16 protein-coding genes are annotated in these 20,318 nt (G+C 58.4%); 2 read left to right on the top strand and 14 right to left on the bottom strand.

Annotation, left to right across the window (positions count from 1 at the left end; genetic code table 11):
• Positions 1 to 20 precede the first annotated feature (20 nt).
• The 12 genes from CFU_RS23175 to CFU_RS04405 all read right to left on the bottom strand — a co-directional run bounded on the left by CFU_RS23175 (position 21) and on the right by CFU_RS04405 (position 13,334).
• The gene (locus CFU_RS23175) at positions 21 to 917 is read right to left on the bottom strand and encodes a tetratricopeptide repeat protein (RefSeq protein WP_014004848.1); all 897 of its coding nucleotides are present in this window, start codon (positions 915 to 917) and stop codon (positions 21 to 23) included.
• Positions 914 to 1,870: a type II secretion system F family protein gene (locus CFU_RS04455; RefSeq protein ID WP_014004847.1), complete on the bottom strand. Its 957-nt coding sequence runs from the start codon at positions 1,868 to 1,870 to the stop codon at positions 914 to 916. Before CFU_RS04455 ends, CFU_RS23175 begins: the two co-directional genes overlap by 4 nt.
• A gap of 40 nt (positions 1,871 to 1,910) precedes the next feature.
• Positions 1,911 to 2,840, bottom strand: a complete 930-nt coding sequence (locus tag CFU_RS04450) for a type II secretion system F family protein (RefSeq protein ID WP_014004846.1) — start codon at positions 2,838 to 2,840, stop codon at positions 1,911 to 1,913.
• Positions 2,841 to 2,842: 2 nt separating this feature from the next.
• The gene (locus CFU_RS04445) at positions 2,843 to 4,201 is read right to left on the bottom strand and encodes a CpaF family protein (RefSeq protein ID WP_014004845.1); all 1,359 of its coding nucleotides are present in this window, start codon (positions 4,199 to 4,201) and stop codon (positions 2,843 to 2,845) included.
• A gap of 109 nt (positions 4,202 to 4,310) precedes the next feature.
• Positions 4,311 to 5,615: an AAA family ATPase gene (locus CFU_RS04440; RefSeq protein ID WP_014004844.1), complete on the bottom strand. Its 1,305-nt coding sequence runs from the start codon at positions 5,613 to 5,615 to the stop codon at positions 4,311 to 4,313.
• A 21-nt stretch (positions 5,616 to 5,636) separates the two neighbouring features.
• Positions 5,637 to 6,944: a type II and III secretion system protein family protein gene (locus CFU_RS04435; RefSeq protein WP_014004843.1), complete on the bottom strand. Its 1,308-nt coding sequence runs from the start codon at positions 6,942 to 6,944 to the stop codon at positions 5,637 to 5,639.
• A 55-nt stretch (positions 6,945 to 6,999) separates the two neighbouring features.
• On the bottom strand, positions 7,000 to 7,998 hold the full coding sequence (gene cpaB, locus CFU_RS04430) for a Flp pilus assembly protein CpaB (protein ID WP_014004842.1): 999 nt from the start codon (positions 7,996 to 7,998) through the stop codon (positions 7,000 to 7,002).
• A gap of 153 nt (positions 7,999 to 8,151) precedes the next feature.
• A complete protein-coding gene (locus CFU_RS04425) occupies positions 8,152 to 8,637 on the bottom strand; it encodes a TadE/TadG family type IV pilus assembly protein (RefSeq protein ID WP_041741285.1) in 486 nt (161 codons plus the stop codon).
• 81 nt (positions 8,638 to 8,718) lie between these two features.
• Positions 8,719 to 9,261, bottom strand: coding sequence for an A24 family peptidase (locus CFU_RS04420; RefSeq protein ID WP_014004841.1), 543 nt, complete (start codon positions 9,259 to 9,261; stop codon positions 8,719 to 8,721).
• 14 nt (positions 9,262 to 9,275) lie between these two features.
• Positions 9,276 to 9,449 carry a Flp family type IVb pilin gene (locus CFU_RS04415; RefSeq protein WP_081466550.1) on the bottom strand — a complete coding sequence of 58 codons (174 nt, stop codon included), beginning with the start codon at positions 9,447 to 9,449 and terminating at the stop codon, positions 9,276 to 9,278.
• A 551-nt stretch (positions 9,450 to 10,000) separates the two neighbouring features.
• A complete protein-coding gene (locus CFU_RS04410) occupies positions 10,001 to 11,674 on the bottom strand; it encodes a ShlB/FhaC/HecB family hemolysin secretion/activation protein (protein WP_041741281.1) in 1,674 nt (557 codons plus the stop codon).
• A gap of 271 nt (positions 11,675 to 11,945) precedes the next feature.
• The gene (locus tag CFU_RS04405; RefSeq protein ID WP_041741279.1) at positions 11,946 to 13,334 is read right to left on the bottom strand and encodes a collagen-like triple helix repeat-containing protein; all 1,389 of its coding nucleotides are present in this window, start codon (positions 13,332 to 13,334) and stop codon (positions 11,946 to 11,948) included.
• Between the two features lie 366 nt (positions 13,335 to 13,700).
• Between CFU_RS04405 and CFU_RS04400 the strand changes: the two genes are divergently transcribed.
• Positions 13,701 to 14,615 (top strand): 5'-nucleotidase, encoded by a 915-nt coding sequence (locus CFU_RS04400; RefSeq protein ID WP_014004837.1) that lies wholly within the window; start codon positions 13,701 to 13,703, stop codon positions 14,613 to 14,615.
• Positions 14,616 to 14,633: 18 nt separating this feature from the next.
• Here the strand turns inward: CFU_RS04400 and CFU_RS04395 are convergent, their stop codons facing one another.
• Entirely contained in the window at positions 14,634 to 16,286 is a 1,653-nt protein-coding gene (locus tag CFU_RS04395; RefSeq protein ID WP_014004836.1) for a 3-(methylthio)propionyl-CoA ligase, read from the bottom strand.
• 162 nt (positions 16,287 to 16,448) lie between these two features.
• Positions 16,449 to 18,761, bottom strand: a complete 2,313-nt coding sequence (locus tag CFU_RS04390; RefSeq protein ID WP_014004835.1) for an NADP-dependent malic enzyme — start codon at positions 18,759 to 18,761, stop codon at positions 16,449 to 16,451.
• A 349-nt stretch (positions 18,762 to 19,110) separates the two neighbouring features.
• On the opposite strand from CFU_RS04390, the gene CFU_RS04385 reads away from it, so the two are divergent.
• Positions 19,111 to 20,289, top strand: a complete 1,179-nt coding sequence (locus CFU_RS04385; RefSeq protein ID WP_041741278.1) for an FAD-dependent oxidoreductase — start codon at positions 19,111 to 19,113, stop codon at positions 20,287 to 20,289.
• Positions 20,290 to 20,318: the final 29 nt, after the last annotated feature.

Raw genomic sequence — 20,318 nt, 5'->3', positions numbered from 1 at the left:
AAAATTGAATTGCATGACGTTCAGCCGCCATTGCCAAATCGATCCAGCATCGACTGGAACGGTGTCGCAGGAGGCAGCGCCGGATTGGTTTTTTTAACGGGTGTAACCGCAGATCCGCTGCTGAAGGTTTTTGTCCCGTCGGCAGAACCATTTACCGCCACCACCACAGGCTGCTGCTGGCCGATTTCCGCGGACAGGCGATAGATTGCGGCGCGGCTGTCCGCAGACAGGGCTGCCTTGTCCATCACGGCACGCGCCCTTTCTGCATCGCCGGAAACCAGCAGCAACAGCGCCAGGTTACCTATCATCTTGCGATTGTCCGGCGCCAGTTCCGCAGCTTGCGCCAATGGCACGCGGGCGCTGGCGACATCGCCGCTGCGCAGCATTGCATAACCAAGATCGCTCAGCATCACGGGATTGGTCGGCTCGCGTTTTACCGCTTCCCGCAGCGATGTAACCGCATTCCTGTAATCGCCGCTCTGCGCCGCCAGCAGACCCAGTCCGTGCCAGGCTGCACCCGCTTCAGTCGAATTGAGCAGCTTGCGATACGCCGCATCCGCTGCCGCTGCCTGCCTGGTTTCGCGCAAAGCGTCGGCGCGCAAACGCTGGACTTCCGGCGTGCTGCCGTTTTGCTGCTCGTAGGCGTCAATATGCGCCAGCGACGCAAAATACATGCCCTGTTCCTGCATCTGCCGGATCAAACCCAGATACATGCCTTTGTTGTCGGGTGTAGGCGCCTTCTCTTCCGCCTGCTGCCGCAGCTGTGCCGCTTCATTCTGTTGCGCGTACAACTTGGCCGAATTGCTTGCACAACCGGCCGCCAGCACCGAGGCCAATGCGATGGCTGACAACGAGAACCAGGCCCGGTGTCGTGCCTTGTGGCTACCCGTGTTCGGGCGCATATCAAAAATCTTCATGCACTTGCTCCCATTCTTGACAGGGCCCTGATCACCGCCAGGAAACCTACGCCGCCGGTAATCACCAGCAGTCCCGGCAGCAAGGTCAACACCATGACCCCTGTCATCTTCACGGTTAGTTTTCCGATCTTTTCTCTCATGTCTAGCTTGCGCTGCTCGCGGATCCGTTCGCTAAACTGCTTGAGCGGTTCCTGCACCGCGCCGCCGTGGTGCTCCACCTGCACCAGCAGGCGCGAAACCGCATGCAAGTCCTCATTATCGAATACCGTGGAAAATCGCCGCATCGATTGTTCCCGGCTGCGTCCTGTACTGTACTGGCGGCTGGCGATCGCCAGTTCTTCGCCCAGCACCGTCAGCACATTTCCGAATTCGTTTTCAATCACATGCAGGCTCTGGTCGACCGATAAACCCACGCCTTGCAACAGGCGCAGCAAGTCGATCAGTAAAGGCAGTTCCTCGGCCGCCAGCCGCTGGCGCTTGTGCGCGACGCTCCGCATGATCCATTTCGGCAGCATGTATCCCAGGGCGATGCCGAAAAAAAGAATCAGCAGTAGCGAAAGCCATCCTCCGCGATCAAACAATAAAAAACCAAGCAGGGGCAAACTGACGGCAAGCACTACTCGCGCCAGGAAAAACAGAGATCTGCCGCGCATGTCATTGACATTGCATTGATCCAGCAGATGGCGATCTTCTTCCGCAACCAGCTGACGCCCTAAAGGCGTATCAAGCCAACCGGCGCCAGCCGCTACCAACTGGTCGCGCCAGGATGTCGGCTTGGCGCTGATATTGGCGGTAGCAGCCGGGCGGTCATGGGATGCGATCTTTTCATCAATGGTGGCCAGGTTGCGTTTCAGCCGCCAGGCTCTCGCCAGCAACGCTCCGCCCATCAGCAGCAAAGCGCTGGCCAGCAGCAGGACCGCCAGGATGATCAACGTATGTTGTGTCGAATTCACTTTATCCCCGCTTCATGTAACGCTTGGAATCCATTGTTTGCTACACCGTTTTTGCCAGCCGATATAAGCCGTAGCTGCCGACTACTTCCAGCACAACCGCACCAATCAGCATGTTTTTCCCAACCGGGTCTTGCCACATGTTTGCAAACATATTGTTATTAAAGATGATCAGGAAAATACCGATAGCGATAGGCAAAATGCCCATGATCCAGGCTGACAAACGAATTTCTGCGGACAACGAAGCCAATTCATTCTGCGCATGCTCCAGGTCGCGCATGAAAGCTGCCATGCGCTCCAGGACAAGATCGGAGCGGCCGCCGAAGCGAGATGAAACGCCAATCACCGCAGCCACAAGATCCAGCTCCTTGAATCGGTAAATCGCTGCCTGCAAGCGCAGCGCATGTTCCAGCTCAACGCCGGCCTGCACTTGTCGGTTTGCGCGGTCCAGGACCATCCGCAACGGCCCCTCGGTGCTCAAGATGCCGGTCTGAAAGGCCGAGCCGATGCTGTTGCCTATCGTGACCAGGCGCACCAGGGTATCGAGGAATCCCGGAAGTTGCCGCAGCATGGTCCGCTGCAATTTGGCGATCCGCAGCCAGAAATAAAAATACACCAGCATCGTGTACAACAGCAGCGTTCCGATAGCCGACAATCCGCCGCCCAATATCAATGCCAGCAGCGTCAGGCCAATCCCGGGCAGCAGCAACTGCAAATACAGCTTGCCGCTTGGATGTTGAATCCCTGCGCGCAGGAAGAAATGGCGCAATGCTTCTATCGACACTTGCAACTGGGGTGCAACCTGGTTCGTGTCCTGCGGCTCTTTCTGGGCCTGCTGCATCCCTTGCAGCTGCCGGTTCACGAATGCGGCGCTGACATCCTGCTGAGAACGCTGTTGCGCGCGCTGCCACAGCCAAAGACCGGTGCCGGTCAATAGCAGTGCCGCAGCAAGCAGCCAGAGAGCGATATGCATGGCTAGCGCCTCCCCGCCTGGCCGCCCGTCGAAGCATGACCGAGGCCACCGGTATTCGCACTGCCGGTGCTTTGCTGCCCCAGCTGGCGTTGGCGTTGCAATTTGGGTGCATGCGGGAAGATGCCTAGCGATATCCAGCGATCGGCTTCTTCGCCATCCGGTCCGATAAAACTTTCATGCCGATACAGCTCCTGCAGGGTGATGATGTTGTCGCCCATGCCGGTCACTTCCGTAATCGAGACGATGCGGCGGCGGCCATTGGAAAGCCGGCCGATCTGCACGATGAAATCGAGCGCGCCGGCGATCTGCCGCCGGAGGCTGCTTTCGCTGCCTTGGAAGCCGGCAAATCCGGCCAGCATTTCGATCCGGTACAGACATTCGCGCGGCGTATTGGCGTGGATCGTGCCCATCGATCCGTCATGGCCGGTATTCATGGCTTGCAGCATTTCCAGTACTTCGGCGCCGCGCACCTCGCCGACAATAATCCGGTCCGGCCGCATCCGCAGGCTGTTGCGGATCAGGTCGCGGATACTGACCGCGCCGCTGCCTTCGAAGCCGCCCAGGCGTGATTCCAGGCGCACTACGTGCGGATGGTTAAGCGACAGTTCGGCGGTATCCTCCACTGTCACTACGCGCTCATTCTCCGGGATAAAAAACGCCAGCGCATTCAACAAAGACGTTTTACCTGAACTGGTGCCGCCCGAGACCAGGATATTGCAGCGGGCCTTGACCGCGTTATCCAGAAGCGAATAGATCTCCTCATTCATGGTGCCGAGATTGAGCAGGTCGGTAGGCTTCAGCGGTTCCTTGCGGAATTTCCGGATCGACACCATCGGTCCGTCTACCGACAGCGGCTCGATCACCACGTTGAGCCGGCCGCCATCCGGCAAGCGCGCATCGACCATCGGATTCGACTCATCCAGCCGGCGTCCTAGCGGCGCCAGGATACGCCTGACGATGCGCAACAGATGGGCGTTGTCAGTGAAGCGCAGGGTTTCACGCTGCAATATGCCGTGGCGCGAAACAAACACGTCGTTATAGCCGTTGATCAGGATATCTTCGACCGTCATATCGGCCAGCAGATCTTCCAGCGGTCCCAGGCCCGCCAACTCCTTGGTCAAGGCGTCGGCAATCTGCCGTACTTCGGCTTCGTTCAGGGGGATGCGCTGCAGGCGGACAAAACCGTCGACGTCCAGATTGACGAATTGCTGGATCGCGCTGCGCGACCAGCGGCCGAACTCCGCCCCCAGTTCTTCAATCCGCGTCAGCAGATGATCGTAGGCCGCCGTCTTGATATCCTGGAATTCCTGGGTGTTCGTAAACGCTTGATCGTCGTCGGCAAATTCAATCTGGTTACTCACGTTCGTTTCTCCCGTCTTTCATCAGGGGCCGCTTTTTCCCGTCTTTTCGTGGACAGGTTCTGAGACAGCGGCGTGCATCATGCCTAAATCTGCTTGCCTATTTGTTTACTTACTTTCGCAATAACATTTTTGGTAACCAGCGTCCCACTCCATGCTTGTGCGCTGCCGTCTCGTCATGGCTGAGCAAGCCATCAATCAGGCCGTCCACCGCCTTGACATACGTATCGTGCGGAGCAACTTCGTGCAGCAGCTTGCCGCGGTTGGCGCTGGAAGTCAGTTTCAGCGTGCGTTCGGGCAAAGTCGCCAGCAAGGGCAATTTGAAACGCTCGGCGATCTGGCTTGCCGCCATGCCGAAACGGTCGTCGTAACGGTTCACCACAAGGTGCCGCTTGCCATCGTCAGGATGGCGGCCGTTCAGTTCCTGCAAGGTGCCCGCCAGGGAGACCAGGGCGCCGACGCTTTGGTCAGTCACCAGCCATACCTGGTCGGCAGCGCCTGTCAGGTTGGCGATGAATTCATGATTGGTGAAACCGCCGAGATCGGCGATCAGCACGTCAAAGTACAAACGCAGGCGATCCAGCAAAGCCAGCGCATCGTGGTGCGACACCGTGCGCATCTCGCTCAGGCTGTGCGGCAGGGAAATCACGGTGACACCGCCGGGACTGCGCGGCAGCGCCGTATGCACCAGGGTTTCGTCAAAACGGCGCAGGTTGCGCACGGCTTCGGCGAAATCGAAATTGCCGTTGGCGCTCAGGTACAGCTTGCCGTCGCCGGCCGGCAGGCCGAGATCGAGCAGCGCCACCCGGCTGTCCGCAGCGTTGCGTTTACCTCCGTGGCTGGTGTTGCGTTGCTGGATCATGTCGGCCAGGTGTGCGGCAAGCGTGCTGGTGCCGATGCCTGAACGCACGCCGAGCAAGGTCACCAGCTGGCCGCGCTTGACCGGCGCCGGGGCTCGCGCCGCGGCCTTGGCCAGAACCCGTTGCACTACATCGCGCGCTTCGTCTTCCGAAGCGCTGACGTCGATGAAATCGCTGACGCCTGCGCGCAATGCTGCAATCGTACCTTCGGGAAAAGCCATGGAACCGACTGCCACCAAAGGCAAGGCCGGCAATGTTTTACTCAGGGCGCGCGCCAGTTCGGTTGCATGCGCGGTAGTGCCAAGAGAATCGATTGCCAGGACGCCGGCCTGGTCGCTGGCGTGTTCGATGCCGGAAAAATCCAGCAACACCAGCAAGGGATTCAGTTCTACTATGCGTGACAACAAGTCGGCTACATCGGCTTTTTCCTGCAGCAGTGTGCCCCATTTGCCAAGGGCAGCGCCCAGCCATTCTGCTTGCGTGCTGTTACGCGAACAGAAGACGAAACGGCTGAGCGCCGTCAGTTCATTCAAAGCCTTGTTACGAGCATTCATCATGTGATCCAGAAAATTGGGCGCTTACTTTGAAAATCCCGGCAATTCGTCGCGACTCACTCCTCCCAGCAGATAACTTCCCCATGCGGTGCCAGCGGTATTGCGACGTTCCTCGGTTTCGCCCGGCAACGGCAGCGGCACATTTTTTGCGATAGGCTGGACTATGTGGGGGGTGACAATGATCACCAGTTCCTTGTCGTCCTGGGTATAACTCATGTTGCGGAAGAAACTGCCGATAATGGGCAGATCTCCCAGCAGGGGAATTTTTTTGACGTTCGATATCGTCGTGCGTGAAACCAGGCCGCCGATGATGAAGCTTTCGCCGTCGCCCAACTCGACCGTCGTATCAGCACGCCGGGTGCTAATCGAAGGCACCGATATGCCGTCCGCGACGACAACCTTGGTATAGTCGACATCGCTAGCTTCCGGCGCTACTTTCAAGGCAATCCTGTTTTTTGCCAGGATGGTCGGCGAAACGGTCAGGCCTATGCCAAACGGTTTGTAGACGATAGTGGTGGTGCCGAGGCCGCCGGACTGCGGGACAGGCAGTTCGCCGCCGGCCAGGAAACTCGCACTCTGGCCGGAAAGCGCGGTCAACGATGGCTCCGCCAGCACGCGCGCCATGCCGTTGCCTTCAATCAGACGCAAGTTGCTGCTCAAGCTGTAGCTGCCCCGGCTGAACTTGGTCAACAAACCGAATGCCGATGATGCCGACGTTAAGCCGCCGTTGGAAGCGAGATTGCTGCCCAGATTAAAACTGAAATTGCCGCGGTTCACCAACAGCCCGAAATCGAAACCGACTTCCTTCAATATCGATTTGCTGAATTCGACGATCTTGACATCGATCTGCACCACGTTGCCGCCATCGATAGTCGAGATATCCAGCACCTTGCCCTTGCCCGCCGCGTCTACAGCGGCAGCGCTGCTTTTTGTATGGTCCAGCAATGACGGCGCCTGCCCGCTGATCACACTGGCGGCGCCACGCACTTTGACGTCGGCCCCTCCCTGCCCTGCCACGGCCGCCTGCAAGTCGCCTTGCACGGTCACCCGCCAGGTATTGGCCGGCATGCCCTTGGCCCAGGCTGTCACGGTAGTGACGCCGGCCTTTTTCCCGACCAGGATCACGCTGCCATTCTTGCCGCCGGAACCACGCACCATCAACACATCCGCCACTTCCGGATCGGCCACGGCAATGCGCTCCAGCGTCCCCGCAACCGGCAGGTTTTGCTGTTCGTGCATGGCGAGCGTGATATCCGCGGCGGCGGCCATGGAAAAGACTGGAATTGCGCTTGCGCTGAGCAGCAATGGCAGGGCTAGGTCGTGAATTTTCATGAGTTGCGGTCAATCCCGTTATTGATATAAACCCGTCATTGAAAAACTTCTCGCGTCAGAAAGCTACCGATTCCCGCTGAGTGCCGCGGATTACCTCAACTGTGCCAGGGTTATTGGCGCTATGTCCGGTCGCTGCTCTTGGCGCGGCGGCCGGTTTATAGCTCGCCGACGACCTGGAATCGCCAGCCAGCCCGTTCATTTCCATGCCGGCAAACGCCTGGTTATCCGGTTGTTTCAGTGCTTCTTGCTGGTCGCGCGTCAAGTCTCTTTTACCGGCAAGTACGGTAGCCGGCGTTGGAAACAGCGCCAGATCCGGAATTGCTTCGTCACTGGGATTGCGCAGCGCCAGCATCAGCTTGCCGTTCTGGGTTGCCAGCAGCAGCCGGTTTACATCCGCGACCGGCGTCGCCAGCACCGCGGTGCGGGCAATTGGCTGAGCCTGCTGCGACGGCTGCGCCGGCTGGCTTGGCTGCGAGGCTTGCTGAGACGGCACTACTCCGCCGCTGCTGCCCGCGGGAGCAGCACCAATCACCGCCGCCCCGTAAGACAGTACATGCAGGCGCGACATCAACAAACGCGACTGCGTCTTTTCGCTATCCTGGCCTTGCTTGAGAGTGAAAAAAACGTCGACGTAGTCACCCGCCTGGACGCGGTTGCCGGCGCCGACAATTTCATCGACAGGGATCGCTACCGCCCGCTCGCCATCCGCAAGTTTTACCGCCAGGCCGCTGGCCAGGCCGCTTTCGGTGATCGGCGTGCCAGCGCCGATATCAATCAAAGGAATCTTACCGACCACCGAGCTGGCCTGGCTATAAGCGCCGGCCGGATTGATCGGCAGCGCCACCAGGCTGATGTCGTCGGTGGCGATCGCCTTGCCCGCAACCAGCGCCCGCGCCGCCACCACCACCTCGTACTGGCTGGCGTTCTTGGTGATCGGCGCCGGCACCGCGGAAATCGTCGGCGGCGGACGGCTGCCCAGCCACCACGCTACAAACGCCAGACCGAGGGCAGCCACCACCAATATTGCTGCAACAATTTTTGTGAGGTTATTCATAGCGTGTATTCGATGCCTATCCGAACAGAGAGATCGTTCAAAGTGGTTTCATGCCATATCAGGCTCAAATCAATGAGAAGGCCGGGTTAGCCACCCATTGATTCAATACCGACAGGATGCGCAGCAAATAAATGGTCCTGGTCAAAGGCCTTCTCAATTAATTTGCACCGTGGCGGAGCTCGCCAGCGTGGCGGGTATCGCGACATTCATTAGTGATCCCAGCAGCAGCGGCACCAGAGGCTGAGTGCTATATGGGTATGTAACCTTGACCGTGATGCATTGCGCACTGGTACCCGCGGGGAACGCACACGCGACGGGTCCGGTCGGAACGCAGGTGGCAATCGGATTGCCATTGCCATTGCTGCCTAGCCATTTAACAAGTTGAGTCGCGGTGTTGCAGGCAATCGTGCCGCGATCCGCAGTGGTGTAGCGCAACGCAGCGCGCGCGCCTTCTTCCGCCGCCAGCGCCAAAGATTGCTGGGCCAGGAAAATCAGCACATAGGTAATGATTCCGTACAACAGTACAAAAAGCACTGGAAAGACCAAAGCAAATTCTATCGCTGCAACACCACCCTGAGCGGTGTGTCGTACTCCCGATGCCCTCCCGGGACGGGCCGTATCTTTATATTTGTTATACATCCCTGCTCCCGATCTTTACCGCTGATACGATCAGTGCATGCTGGCATCTGTCATGCCGGCATGCATGATGCAAACAAGAACTCAGGTAAAACCTGGCACTATCCCAGCGCCATGCATTCCTATCCAGGCCCCGGCCAATGCCAGGTAGGCTGCATAAGGAATTCCTACACGCTTGCCGCGTTTTTCCAATACCCGTTGGCACAATGGCCAGCGCATGATGCGCATTGAAATCAACTGCAAGCCAGGCACCATTCCCAAACGCGAGACATACATCACTATTGCATGGACCGCGGCAATCAAAGAAGCTATCAAGAAAGCCGGCAAAAGCGCACCTGGTCCAAGCAGAAACCCCAGCACAGCAAAAAACTTGACATCACCTGCCGCCATCGCCCGCAATGCATATAGCGGCAAAAAAAACGCCAGACCAACTGCAAAACCGGATAACGCATTCAGCCAGCCTATCTCGTTCAGGCCTTTGCCAAGCCACAGCAAACATCCCAGCTGCACAACCATTGCAATCAGCAAAAATTTGTTAGGGACGCGGCGAAACAAATAATCGTATAAAAAGATTGCAACGCAAAACAGCAGAAACAGCTGAGGCAAGATAAGGCTTGTATCCGGCATGCGTCTGGCTTGCGTTACGTACCGGTGGGCAGTTTCCCGGCTATCTTGTTGAACAAGGCTGCCAAATCAGTGCCCACGAGCGTAACCGCAACGATAATGGCTACCGCGATTAATCCCGCAATCAGGCCATATTCGATAGCGGTAACCCCATCTTCATCCCGAAGAAATTTCATTAATTTGGCGTTCATTGTGATCTCCTGAAAAAGCACATACCTCATTAAATCTGCAGCCTTTTTGCGCAACAATCCCCGGTCGAACGACTCCACATTCAGCCGTGAATCAAGCCCCCTGAATTCGGACTACGCGGTATCAGCATAGCCCCGATTAAAAATTACCTCAAGATAAATTTTTCCTTTAAGAAACACATTATTAGAGAGATTCCTCTAGTTAGCTCTTCATAGGAGAAATATGGATTTACCCTGAAATAGCATTTTGCATCGCGAAAAAAATAGTTACATCAAAGCAAGCAATAGTTACTTTTAGGCAAAACAAAATTTCAACTATCGACATGCACTTTCCATAGTTTTATTCATCATAAAAATGCAGACTGGTCTTACTGTTTTACACATCGCCCGACATCACAGATGCACGCATGGACAACCGTTTTTAGCGGCAGATGCGCGATACTTCCTTAACGTTGGAGTCGGTACGGAGGTGCACAGAAAATCGTTCGGAGCGGACAAAAAACCCGGCACTGGTATGCAATCCGAAAATCAATCCAGCCGAGACGGCGTGAAATTTAATCCAGCTGATACGAATAGCTCGCATTCACGCGCGGCGATCGTGAGCTGGAATTGACAGGAATGTCCGCTACCGGCTTCGCCAGCGACAGGTCCAGGGTGTAATAACGGCCATCTGAAAAGCGTACCCCCAGCGCAACAGAACCCAAGGTGTCGTGGATCAAAGGACCCGCATTCGAGTAGATACGCGAGTGATCCACCAGAAAATACGGCTGCACCGACTTCAGATAGGTATAACTCATCGGGAACATTCGGTTGATTTCTGCCGATATGCCCCACCCTTTATCCCCTGCCAGTTCGCCAGCCGGATAAGCAAGGCCAAACAGCTTGCCGCCGAAGCCGATCTGCTCGGAGGTCGGCAGGATATTTCTGCTGTACTGCGTGCCGACCGCCACCGCCATGCCGAAGCCGCCTGGCAGCTGGTTCGATTGCGAGGCTTGCACCGTGACCCTGGTGAAGCCGAGATCGACATTGCTGTTCTCGCGTTTGGCGCCGAGTGCGTCTACGCCTTTATATATGCCGACATTCAGCTGGCGCGTCTGCTGCAATTTTTCCGGACTTGTTTTGACATCTGTCCAGGCCGCTTCCGCGCTTAGTACCCTCACTTGAGAACTAAGTTTGATGGGGGTTGGCACATACGGAGCGGCAGGCGTAAAGACCTGAGTATTTTCGGCAGCATAAGCGCCGCCTGTAACCGTCAGATTATGTGTGTTATCCAGGATCACGGGATAACTGAGGGAACCGCCGGTGCGTACTGTTTTAGTTTGATATTGCTCTTCAAAGTGCTGACTTTCCAACGCCGAATTTTCCGGCTTGGCGCGATAGTCAGACCAGTTCAGCCTGGCCAGCATGCCATCGGTGCCGATCGGCTGGACATAATTGATCGCATAATATTTTTCATCCTGCGGCCCGCTCGGCTGCAATGTGCTGACCGTCACCTGCTCGCCCAGCGGCGTCAAGCCGTTGGTGCTGGCGGTCAGCAAACCGCGGATACCGGGCTGCCGGTAGTCGACGCCGACTCCAGCCGTAATCGGCCGCCGCGTCACCGTCAGCACCATGTCGGCCGCGCCGTCGGTCGTGGTCGGCGGCGCCACGTTGGCGACAATCTTGACGCCCGGCTGCAGACTGAGGATGCCGGCCACCCGTTCAAACGTGGCGCGCCGCAACGGCCGTTCCTGCTGCAGCTGTTCCGCGACCCGCTTCAGGCGCTCTTCGCTGCCGCCGGGATTGCCTTCGATCTTGACATTCTTGACGTAACCCTCGACCACCGTGACCACCACCACGTTGTTCTCGAAACTCTGGGCCGGGATGAAGGCAAAGGAAAGCGGATACCCTTGGTCCTGATACATCTGCGTGACCTTGTTGGCGGCAGCCAGCAATTCGGCGACGGTGGTATCGCGGTTGGCCAGCGGCGCGAACAGCGCGGCCACTTGCTCGAACGGCAGGGTCTTGACGCCGGCGATCTGGAAACGCGACGGCGTCAGATGGCTGGCCAGCAGGTTTTGCAGCGCGGGATCGACTGCCTGGGTCTGGATATTGATGGTCACCGGCGCGCTTGGCGGCGCTTCGGCTTTAGGCAAGGTGTCGACCGGGTTGCCTTGCACCGGACTGCGCGCATCGGCATGTGCCAGCAAAGGGTACGACATGGTGAGCCAATAAACACCGCTGATCATGATTACCGCGGCGCGGCGGTAGCACTTCGATGTGGATAATTGCATGCGGCTACGGCTCTCGTTCGTTATCGACGGCAAAACCAGTTTATTAGTCGGGACCTAAAATTCGGCGACCTGAAGTCACTGTTAAATTACGGCAATAATTCATCTGATGCAACTATTTTGTTGTTGCAGGCGTTGTCATTTCGCCTCTGAGCAACTTGACTGTTTTGCCGTACGCGAAAAAAAGCCCCGGTAAAAACCAGGGCTTTTTGCAAACCGCTGCTGCCGCCTATTTTTTGCCTAGGCCGCCCAGCAAGCCGCCAAGCAAGCCGGTAGTTTGCCCGCTGCCTGTACTGCCGGTAGTGCCAGAGGAAACCGTAGTGGTCAGGCCGGCGATCAGGTTGGTCACCGGAGCCAGCGGATTGCTTGCGCTGCCGCCGGCACCTGAAGTTACCGTACCGCTCAGGCTGCCCAACAGGCCAGTGACAGGAGCCAGCAGGTTGCCAGTACCGCCGGCGCCAGCCGCACCACCCACGCTGCCCAGCAAACCGGTTATCGGAGTCAAGGGATTGCTGCCACCGCTGGCGCCGCCCACAGCGCCAGTCAAGCTGCCCAGCAGGCCAGTGACAGGAGCCAGGGCCCCGCTGCCGGCGGCTGCGCCGCTCAGGCTGCCGGTCAAGCCGTTGACGACACCGACCACTGGCGCTAATGGCCCTGCAAGGGCGCCAATCAGCACATTGTCAACCGGTTGCAAGATGCCGCCGGTCCGGTTTCCCAGCAATGGCTGGCCAGTGGTGGTCAAGCCGTTGACTGCCAGGCCGCCCACCAGGTTGCCGGTATTGCTCACCACCGGACCGATATTGCTGACGACAGGCACACCCGATCTGGTCAGGCCGCTGCCGACGCTAGCGACAGTGCCGCCGGCCACGGCCAGCAACAGATTAGCCGGCTGGTTCAGCGCAGTGACATTGCCGACGGTCTGGAGCAAGGTTGCTGCAGTATTGGTCAAAGGCACGATCGCAGTGCTCACCGTTTGCGTTACTTGCTGTACTGGGCCTGTGGTCAACGCTGTGGTCAGCGTCGGCGCCACGGTGCCAGAGATAGTATTGCCGATGGTGCTGACCAGGCCGCCGACCGGCGCTGTTACAGGCGCCAGGGCGCTAAGCGGGCCGCTGGCGCCGAGGCTGGTCACCACCTGGCCGGCGCTGTTGACGGTAGCACCGACCTGGGCCACCACTCCGCCGGCAGTGCCGACAGTGATGCCGACCGGATTCTGCGCCGTGCCGATTTGGCCCAGGCCGTTAGTCAAACCGCCGCCGAGCACGGTGACGATGCCGCTGGCATTGTCGACCACGCCATTCAATGCGGTCTTGGTGCCGGGCGTTACCAGCGGCAGCTGGTTGATCAGCGTGTTGCCGATACCGTCAACCGCCGTGCCGACACTCGATACGGTGGTGCCCAGGTTCGAAACCAGGTTGGATGAACTGGCAGTAGGCGTCGTCGGGGTGTCCGGTGTGGTTGGCGTAGTTGGAGTGGTTGGGGTGGTAGGGGCGGTTGTCGTCGTGCCGCCGGCGCCGCCAGTATGGCTAAGCAAACTGCCGCCGCTGCCGCAACCTGCGAGTAATGCCGTCAGCAATACCGATGCCGCCAGCAAGCCGTTCTTTTTCGATGCTTTCATGGTCTATCTCCCTTTTGGATGAATCGGATAAAGCTTTGCCTACTGTCTTTTCGCAAAGAGCGTGCCAACCAGAAACGCTCTCGAAACAGTGCTTCCGGATCCACATCCATTTTTATAAATCGAGAAGAAAAACCATTAAAATCAATAACTAACACCAATTTTGAATGACCCAGCGACAAGACAGCCAGGTACTCAGCAACGGCCCTTGACACGTAACATGTAACGTAACAGCAGGGAACAAGTCGCCTTCAACGCTTCAATAATTGTTGCAAAACGGCATCATTAATGCACTGCCCGGCAGTCGGTCGAGGCCCACGCAAGCGCCTATAATGAGCGCTCTCGCTACCGCCCTTAAGGCCGCCGTCCATGCCGCAATCCTTAGATAATTTGCTGGTGATCGGGATTTCATCCCGTGCGCTATTTGACCTGGAAACCGAAGAGGCAATCTTTCGCCAGCATGGCCTGGAAGAATATCGCGGCCACCAGCTGCGCAATGAAAATGAAATCCTCAAGCCGGGAGCCGGCTTCGCCTTGGTGAAAGCGCTGCTGAAGCTGAATCGCCTGACCGGCCAGCGTTTCGTCGAAGTGGTCGTGATGTCGCGCAATTCCAGCGAGACCTCGATGCGCATCTTCAATTCGATCAAGCACTATGGCCTCGACATCACCCGCGCGGTATTGTCAGGCGGCTCGTCGCTGGCGCCTTACCTGCATGCCTTCAATGTCAGCCTGTTTTTATCCTTGCATGAGGATGACGTCCAGGCCGCGGTCAATTCCGGCGTGGCAGCGGCGCTGCTGTACCAGAAACCGGAGAATGCCCTGGAAGAGCTGGAACAGATCCGCATCGCCTTTGACGGCGACGCTGTGATTTTTTCGGATGAGTCGGAAAAAATCTACCAGACCGAGGGGATTGAAGCCTTTGAAAAACACGAGCGCGAAAACGCCCTGCTGCCATTGCCGCAAGGTCCGTTTGCACGGCTGCTGCTGGCGCTGTCCTACATCCAGAACAACTTCAAGAATCCGGACGGGCATGCGGCGCCTATCCGCACCGCGCTGGTTACGGCGCGCTCCTCGCCGGCCCATGAGCGTGTGATCCGTACCCTGCGCGCCTGGAATGTCGCCATCGACGAAACCTTTTTCATGGGCGGCATCGTCAAGTCGGATGTGCTGGCGGCCTTCAAGCCGCACATGTTTTTTGACGACCATCCCGATCATTGCGACCGCGCCGCCGGCAAAGTACAAACCGGGCGCGTGCCGTGGAAACAATCGGGCGAATTTGAATGAGCCGGCTGGCGCATGGCCTCATGCGGTCGGCAAGACATATTCCTTGAACTGTTCCCGCAGTTTGTTTTTCAGCAGCTTGCCGGTGGCGCCAAGCGGCAAGGCGTCGACAAACGTCACATCATCCGGTGTCCACCATTTGGCGACCTTGCCTTCGAAGAATTTGATCAGCTGCGCGCTGTCCACCTCCATGCCCGGCTTCCGGACCACCACCAGCAACGGCCGCTCATCCCACTTCGGATGAAAGATGCCGATGCAGGCCGCCATCTGCACGGCCGGGTGCGCCATCACGATGTTTTCCAGGTCGATGCTGCTGATCCATTCGCCGCCTGACTTGATTACATCCTTGCTGCGGTCGGTGATCTGCATGTAGCCGTCGGCATCGATGGTCGCCACATCGCCGGTAGCAAACCAGCCGTCCTGCAACACCACCCCGCCTTCATTCTTGAAATAGGTATCGATAACCCAGGGTCCCTTGACCAGCAGGTTGCCGTAGGTTTCGCCATCCCACGGCAACTCCTCGCCGGCGTCGTCGACAATCTTCATGTCGACGCCGTAGATTACATGGCCCTGCTTTTGCAGCAGCAATTCCTGCTGCTCGGCCGGCAACGACAGATGCCTGGTCTGCAGGCAGCAAGATGTGCCCAGCGGCGACATCTCGGTCATGCCCCAGGCATGCACTACCTCGACTCCGTAACGATGGCGCAAAGCCTGCATCATGGCCGGCGGACAGGCGGAACCGCCGATGATGGTGCGCTTGAAACTGGAAAATTTCAGCTGGTTCTGCTCCATGTAATTCAGCAAACCGAGCCAGACAGTCGGCACGCCGGCGGAGATGGTGACCTGTTCCTGTTCAAATAATTCATACACGGATTTGCCGTCCAGCGCCGGCCCCGGAAATACCATCTTCGCGCCTGTAATCGGCACCGCGTACGGCAAACCCCAGGCATTGACATGGAACATCGGCACTACCGGCAACACCGCGTCGCGCCCCGATATGTTCATGGTGTCGGGCATGATCGAGGCCAGCGAATGCAATACGGTCGATCGGTGCGAATACAAGGCGCCCTTGGGATTGCCGGTGGTGCCCGAGGTATAACACAGGCTGGAGGCGGAATTCTCGTCAAACAAGGGCCAGCTATAGTCATCCGGACTGTGCTCCAGCAGCGCTTCGTAGCACAGCAGGTTCGGCAGCTTGCTGTCTGGCGGCATCAGTTCGGGATCACACAGGGCAATGTAGCCCTTGATGGTCTTGGCCAGCGGCGCTACCGCCTCGACCAGCGGCAGGAAGCAGATATCGAACAGCAGGTATTGGTCTTCGGCGTGGTTGGCGATATAAGCGATCAGCTCCGGATGCAGGCGCGGATTGATGGTATGCAGCACCGCCCCGGAACCGGACACGGCGTAATACGCCTCCATGTGCCGGTAGCCGTTCCAGGCCAACGTAGCGACCCGCTCGCCCATGCCCACGCCTAGCGCCCCCAGGGCATTGGCGAGCTTGCGTGCACGCCGGTGGCAATCGCTGTAGGTATAGCGGTGCAGATCGCCCTCGACCCGCCGTGACACGATTTCATTGCGGCCGAAATAGCGGTCGGCGTGCTGGATAATGCTGGAGATGAGCAATGGCTGGCTCATCATCTGCCCCATCAGCGGGCTCTTGGGATAGTGGGACATCGCATCTCCTGAAGTTGTAATACCTCTTTTTTAATGCAATTTACACGTTTTATCCGCGCCGCAGATGTCCGCCGCAAAAAAAAGACCCAGCTTTGCCGCCGGTCACTTGGCGGTAAAGCTGGGTCCTTCTATTGCTACTTGTCTGTTACTGCTGTTTCCGTCTTAGCGTGCCGAAATCGCATCCACTACGCACAGCGCAGTCATGTTGACGATGCGACGCACGGTAGCCGACGGCGTCAGGATATGGACCGGCTTGGCGCAGCCCAGCAGGATAGGGCCCACCGCAACGCCGTTGCCGCAAGTATTCTTGAGCAGGTTGTAGGCAATGTTGGCAGCGTCGATGTTAGGCATCACCAGCAGGTTGGCGTCGCCTTTCAGGGACGAATCCGGCATCACTTTCCGCAGCAGTTCGGTGTCCAGCGCGGTATCGCCGTGCATTTCGCCGTCGACTTCCAGGTCCGGCGCATGCTCCTTGATGATGGCCAGGGCATTGCGCATTTTTTGCGCCGAAGCGCTGTTGCTGGTGCCGAAATTGGAATGGGAGAGCAAGGCTGCACGCGGCTTGATGCCGAAACGCAGCATTTCTTCCGCAGCCAGGATCGTGATTTCCGCCAGCTGTTCGGCGGTCGGATCTTCATTGACATGGGTATCGACCAGCACCAGCTGCCGGCTCGGCAGGATCAGCGCATTCATCGCGGCGTAGACGTTGACGCCGTCGCGCCGGCCCAGCACCTTGTCGATATAGTTTAAATGCAGGCTGGTAGTGCCGTAGGTGCCGCAGATCATGCCGTCGGCATGGCCCTTGTGGATCGCCATCGAACCGATCAGCGTATGGCGGCGGCGCATTTCCAGCTTTGCGTACTGTTCGGTCACGCCCTGGCGCTTGGTCATCGCCAGGAAAGTCTGCCAGTAATCGCGGTAGCGTTCGTCGAAATCGGGGTTGATGACTTCAAAATCGACATCGGCTTTCAGGCGCAGGCCGAAGCGCTCGATGCGCTGCTGCAGCACCGCCGGCCGGCCGACCAGGATCGGACGCGCCAGGTTTTCGTCAACCACCACCTGTACTGCGCGCAGTACGCGTTCTTCTTCGCCTTCGGCGTACACGATCCGTTTCTTCTCCGTTGCCGTCTTCTTGGCGATCTGGAACAGCGGCCGCATGAACGTGCCGCTGCGGTAAACGAACTGCTGCAGCTTGTCGATGTAGGCTTCCATGTCCTTGATCGGACGGCTGGCGACGCCGGACGCTTCGGCGGCCTTGGCGACTGCCGGCGCGATCTTGATCATCAGGCGCGGATCGAACGGCTTTGGAATGATGTACTCAGGGCCGAACGACAAATTGGTGATGCCGTAGGTAGTGGCGACGATGTCCGACTGCTCGGCTTGCGCCAGCTCGGCGATCGCATGCACCACCGCGATTTCCATCTCGCGCGTGATGGTAGTGGCGCCGCAATCGAGGGCGCCACGGAAAATGTAGGGGAAGCACAGCACGTTGTTGACCTGGTTCGGATAATCCGAACGGCCGGTCGCCATGACAGCGTCGTCGCGCACAGCCTTGACGTCTTCCGGCAGGATTTCAGGAGTCGGATTGGCCAGCGCCAGCACCAGCGGCCGCGGACCCATCGCCTTGACCATGTCTTGCTTGAGCACGCCGCCGGCCGACAGGCCGAGGAAAATATCGGCGCCGGGAATCAGCTCGGCCAAGGTGCGTGCATCGGTCTCGCGGGCAAAACGTTCCTTGTCCGGATCCATCAGTTCGACCCGGCCCTTGTAGACCACACCGGCCAGGTCGGTGACGAAAATATTTTCGATCGGGAAACCGAGGTCGACAATCAGGTCAAGGCAGGCCAGCGCCGCGGCGCCGGCGCCGGACACCACCAGCTTGCAGCTCTTGATGTCTTTGCCGACCACTTTCAGGCCGTTCAAGATCGCGGCGCCGACGATGATCGCAGTGCCGTGCTGGTCGTCATGGAATACCGGGATCTTCATGCGGTCGCGCAGCTTGCGCTCAATCTCGAAGCATTCCGGCGCCTTGATGTCTTCCAGGTTGATGCCGCCGAAGGTCGGCTCGAGCGAGGCGATGATATCGCACAGCTTTGCCGGATCGGTTTCGTTGATTTCGATATCGAAAACATCGATGCCGGCGAATTTCTTGAACAGCACGCCCTTGCCTTCCATCACCGGCTTCGACGCCAGCGGCCCGATGTTGCCCAGGCCCAGCACGGCGGTGCCGTTGGTGATGACGGCGACCAGGTTGCCGCGCGCCGTGTAGCGGAAGGCATTGGCCGGATCGGCCACGATTTCTTCACAGGCGGCAGCTACGCCTGGCGAATACGCCAGCGCCAGGTCGCGCTGGTTAGTCAGTAATTTGGTCGGGGTGACGCTGATTTTCCCCGGGGTCGGAAACTCGTGGTACTCAAGCGCCGCCTGACGCAATTGTTGACGAAGTTCTTCTTTTTTATCGATCATCGAATCCATATGCGTCTGTCCCCAAGCGTAACAAGTGAAAGTCTTTGATTTTATCAGACTGGTCGCGGCCAACTATGTGAATTTCGCATGGTGAATAGCTATTTCATAGGTCGATCTATAAAAACTATTGAATTTCAGAAATTAAATCTTAAAAACTATTATCCCTATGCAGAAGCCCCGGGTCGCCTAGACGGAAGTTATTTCCGCCTTAACTGAACGGCATTACGCCGCCGGGCCTGATTTTGAAATGATTGGGGATCCGAGCGCTTGTTGTAAAATTAGCCGCCTTAAATATTGCCGCGGCGAACATGCCACACATCGCGTTCCTCGCTACCGCCAACCATCCTTCAGGACATTCATGAAACCCATCATCATCATCGGCGCCGGCATGGCTGCATATTCTCTGGCGCGCGAGGTGCGCAAGCTGGACAAGACAGCTGCGCTGCTGGTCATTACTGCCGACGATGGCGGCTTCTATTCCAAGCCGATGCTGTCCAATGCTTTCGCGCAAAAGAAACTGGCGGCGCAGCTGATCTCGCAAAGCGCGGTGCAGATGGCGGAACAGATCGGCGCCAGCATCATGACCAAGACCCGGGTCAAGGGCATCGACACCGCGGCCAAGGTGGTCGACACCAGCAGCGGCGCTTTCGAATATGCGCAGCTGGTGATTGCCGTCGGCGCCCAGCCTATCCGCCTGAACATCGCCGGCGACGCCGCCGACCGTGTGCTGTCGGTCAATCACATCGAAGACTACGCCACCTTCCGCGCCAAGCTGCTGCCGGATCAACAGGCAACGGCGCGGGTAGCAATCCTGGGCGCCGGCCTGATCGGTTGCGAGTTTGCCGACGACCTGGCGGCGCATGGCCACACGGTGACGCTGATCGATCCCAATTCCCTGCCTTTGGCAGCGCTGGCGGCGCCGGCTTTGTCGCAAGGCTTGCAGGCAGCGCTGACTGCTCGCGGCATCGGCCTCCAGCTCGGAACCGCCGCCGCCAGCATCGATCGTGCCGACGGCGCAATCAAGCTCACCTTGTCGAACGGCGAAACAGTGATCGCCGATGTGGTCCTGTCCGCGGTCGGCCTGCGTCCTGACCTGGCGCTGGCGCAGGCAGCCAAATTGGCTACCGGCCGCGGCATCATGATTGACAGCCATGGCCGCACCAGCGCTCCAGATGTCTATGCGCTGGGCGACTGCGCCGAGTACCGCGTCGACAGCGAAGGCCGCACCAGCCCCTTGCCATACATCGCGCCTATCCTTACCGCCGCACGTGCGATTGCCAAGACCCTGACGGGCGAAGATACTGCGATCGACCTGAAACATTCACCGGTGATCGTCAAGACCCCGAGCTACCCGCTGGCGCTGGTGCCGCCGCCGTCACATGCGGTGGCGGCCGGACGCTGGGAAACTGAAGTGGATGGCGCGACTACCGTCTGCCGCTTCTTTGATGCGCAGGGGGTGATGGTGGGTTTTGGGGTAGCGCCGCAAGAAGCGAAAATCAGGCAGGCCCTGATGGCGGCCTTGGGCACTACCGCTTAAATAGCTTGGCGGCGCTGCTGCCGAGCGCC

The sequence above is a fragment of the Collimonas fungivorans Ter331 genome (assembly GCF_000221045.1).
GTDB classification, from domain to species: domain Bacteria; phylum Pseudomonadota; class Gammaproteobacteria; order Burkholderiales; family Burkholderiaceae_D; genus Collimonas; species Collimonas fungivorans_A.
This window is presented reverse-complemented; position numbering and strand designations above follow the sequence as displayed.

Bases quoted from the DNA above. Each gene is read 5' to 3' on its own strand.
- CFU_RS04390 (WP_014004835.1), bottom strand. From the start codon at position 18,761: ATGGATTCGATGATCGATAAAAAAGAAGAACTTCGTCAACAATTGCGT.
- CFU_RS04395 (WP_014004836.1), bottom strand. From the start codon at position 16,286: ATGTCCCACTATCCCAAGAGCCCGCTGATGGGGCAGATGATGAGCCAG.
- CFU_RS04405 (WP_041741279.1), bottom strand. From the start codon at position 13,334: ATGAAAGCATCGAAAAAGAACGGCTTGCTGGCGGCATCGGTATTGCTG.
- CFU_RS04425 (WP_041741285.1), bottom strand. From the start codon at position 8,637: ATGTATAACAAATATAAAGATACGGCCCGTCCCGGGAGGGCATCGGGA.
- CFU_RS04435 (WP_014004843.1), bottom strand. From the start codon at position 6,944: ATGAAAATTCACGACCTAGCCCTGCCATTGCTGCTCAGCGCAAGCGCA.
- CFU_RS04400 (WP_014004837.1), top strand. From the start codon at position 13,701: ATGCCGCAATCCTTAGATAATTTGCTGGTGATCGGGATTTCATCCCGT.
- CFU_RS04410 (WP_041741281.1), bottom strand. From the start codon at position 11,674: ATGATCAGCGGTGTTTATTGGCTCACCATGTCGTACCCTTTGCTGGCA.
- CFU_RS04450 (WP_014004846.1), bottom strand. From the start codon at position 2,840: ATGCATATCGCTCTCTGGCTGCTTGCTGCGGCACTGCTATTGACCGGC.
- CFU_RS23175 (WP_014004848.1), bottom strand. From the start codon at position 917: ATGAAGATTTTTGATATGCGCCCGAACACGGGTAGCCACAAGGCACGA.
- CFU_RS04420 (WP_014004841.1), bottom strand. From the start codon at position 9,261: ATGCCGGATACAAGCCTTATCTTGCCTCAGCTGTTTCTGCTGTTTTGC.
- CFU_RS04415 (WP_081466550.1), bottom strand. From the start codon at position 9,449: ATGAACGCCAAATTAATGAAATTTCTTCGGGATGAAGATGGGGTTACC.
- CFU_RS04385 (WP_041741278.1), top strand. From the start codon at position 19,111: ATGAAACCCATCATCATCATCGGCGCCGGCATGGCTGCATATTCTCTG.
- CFU_RS04440 (WP_014004844.1), bottom strand. From the start codon at position 5,615: ATGATGAATGCTCGTAACAAGGCTTTGAATGAACTGACGGCGCTCAGC.
- cpaB (WP_014004842.1), bottom strand. From the start codon at position 7,998: ATGAATAACCTCACAAAAATTGTTGCAGCAATATTGGTGGTGGCTGCC.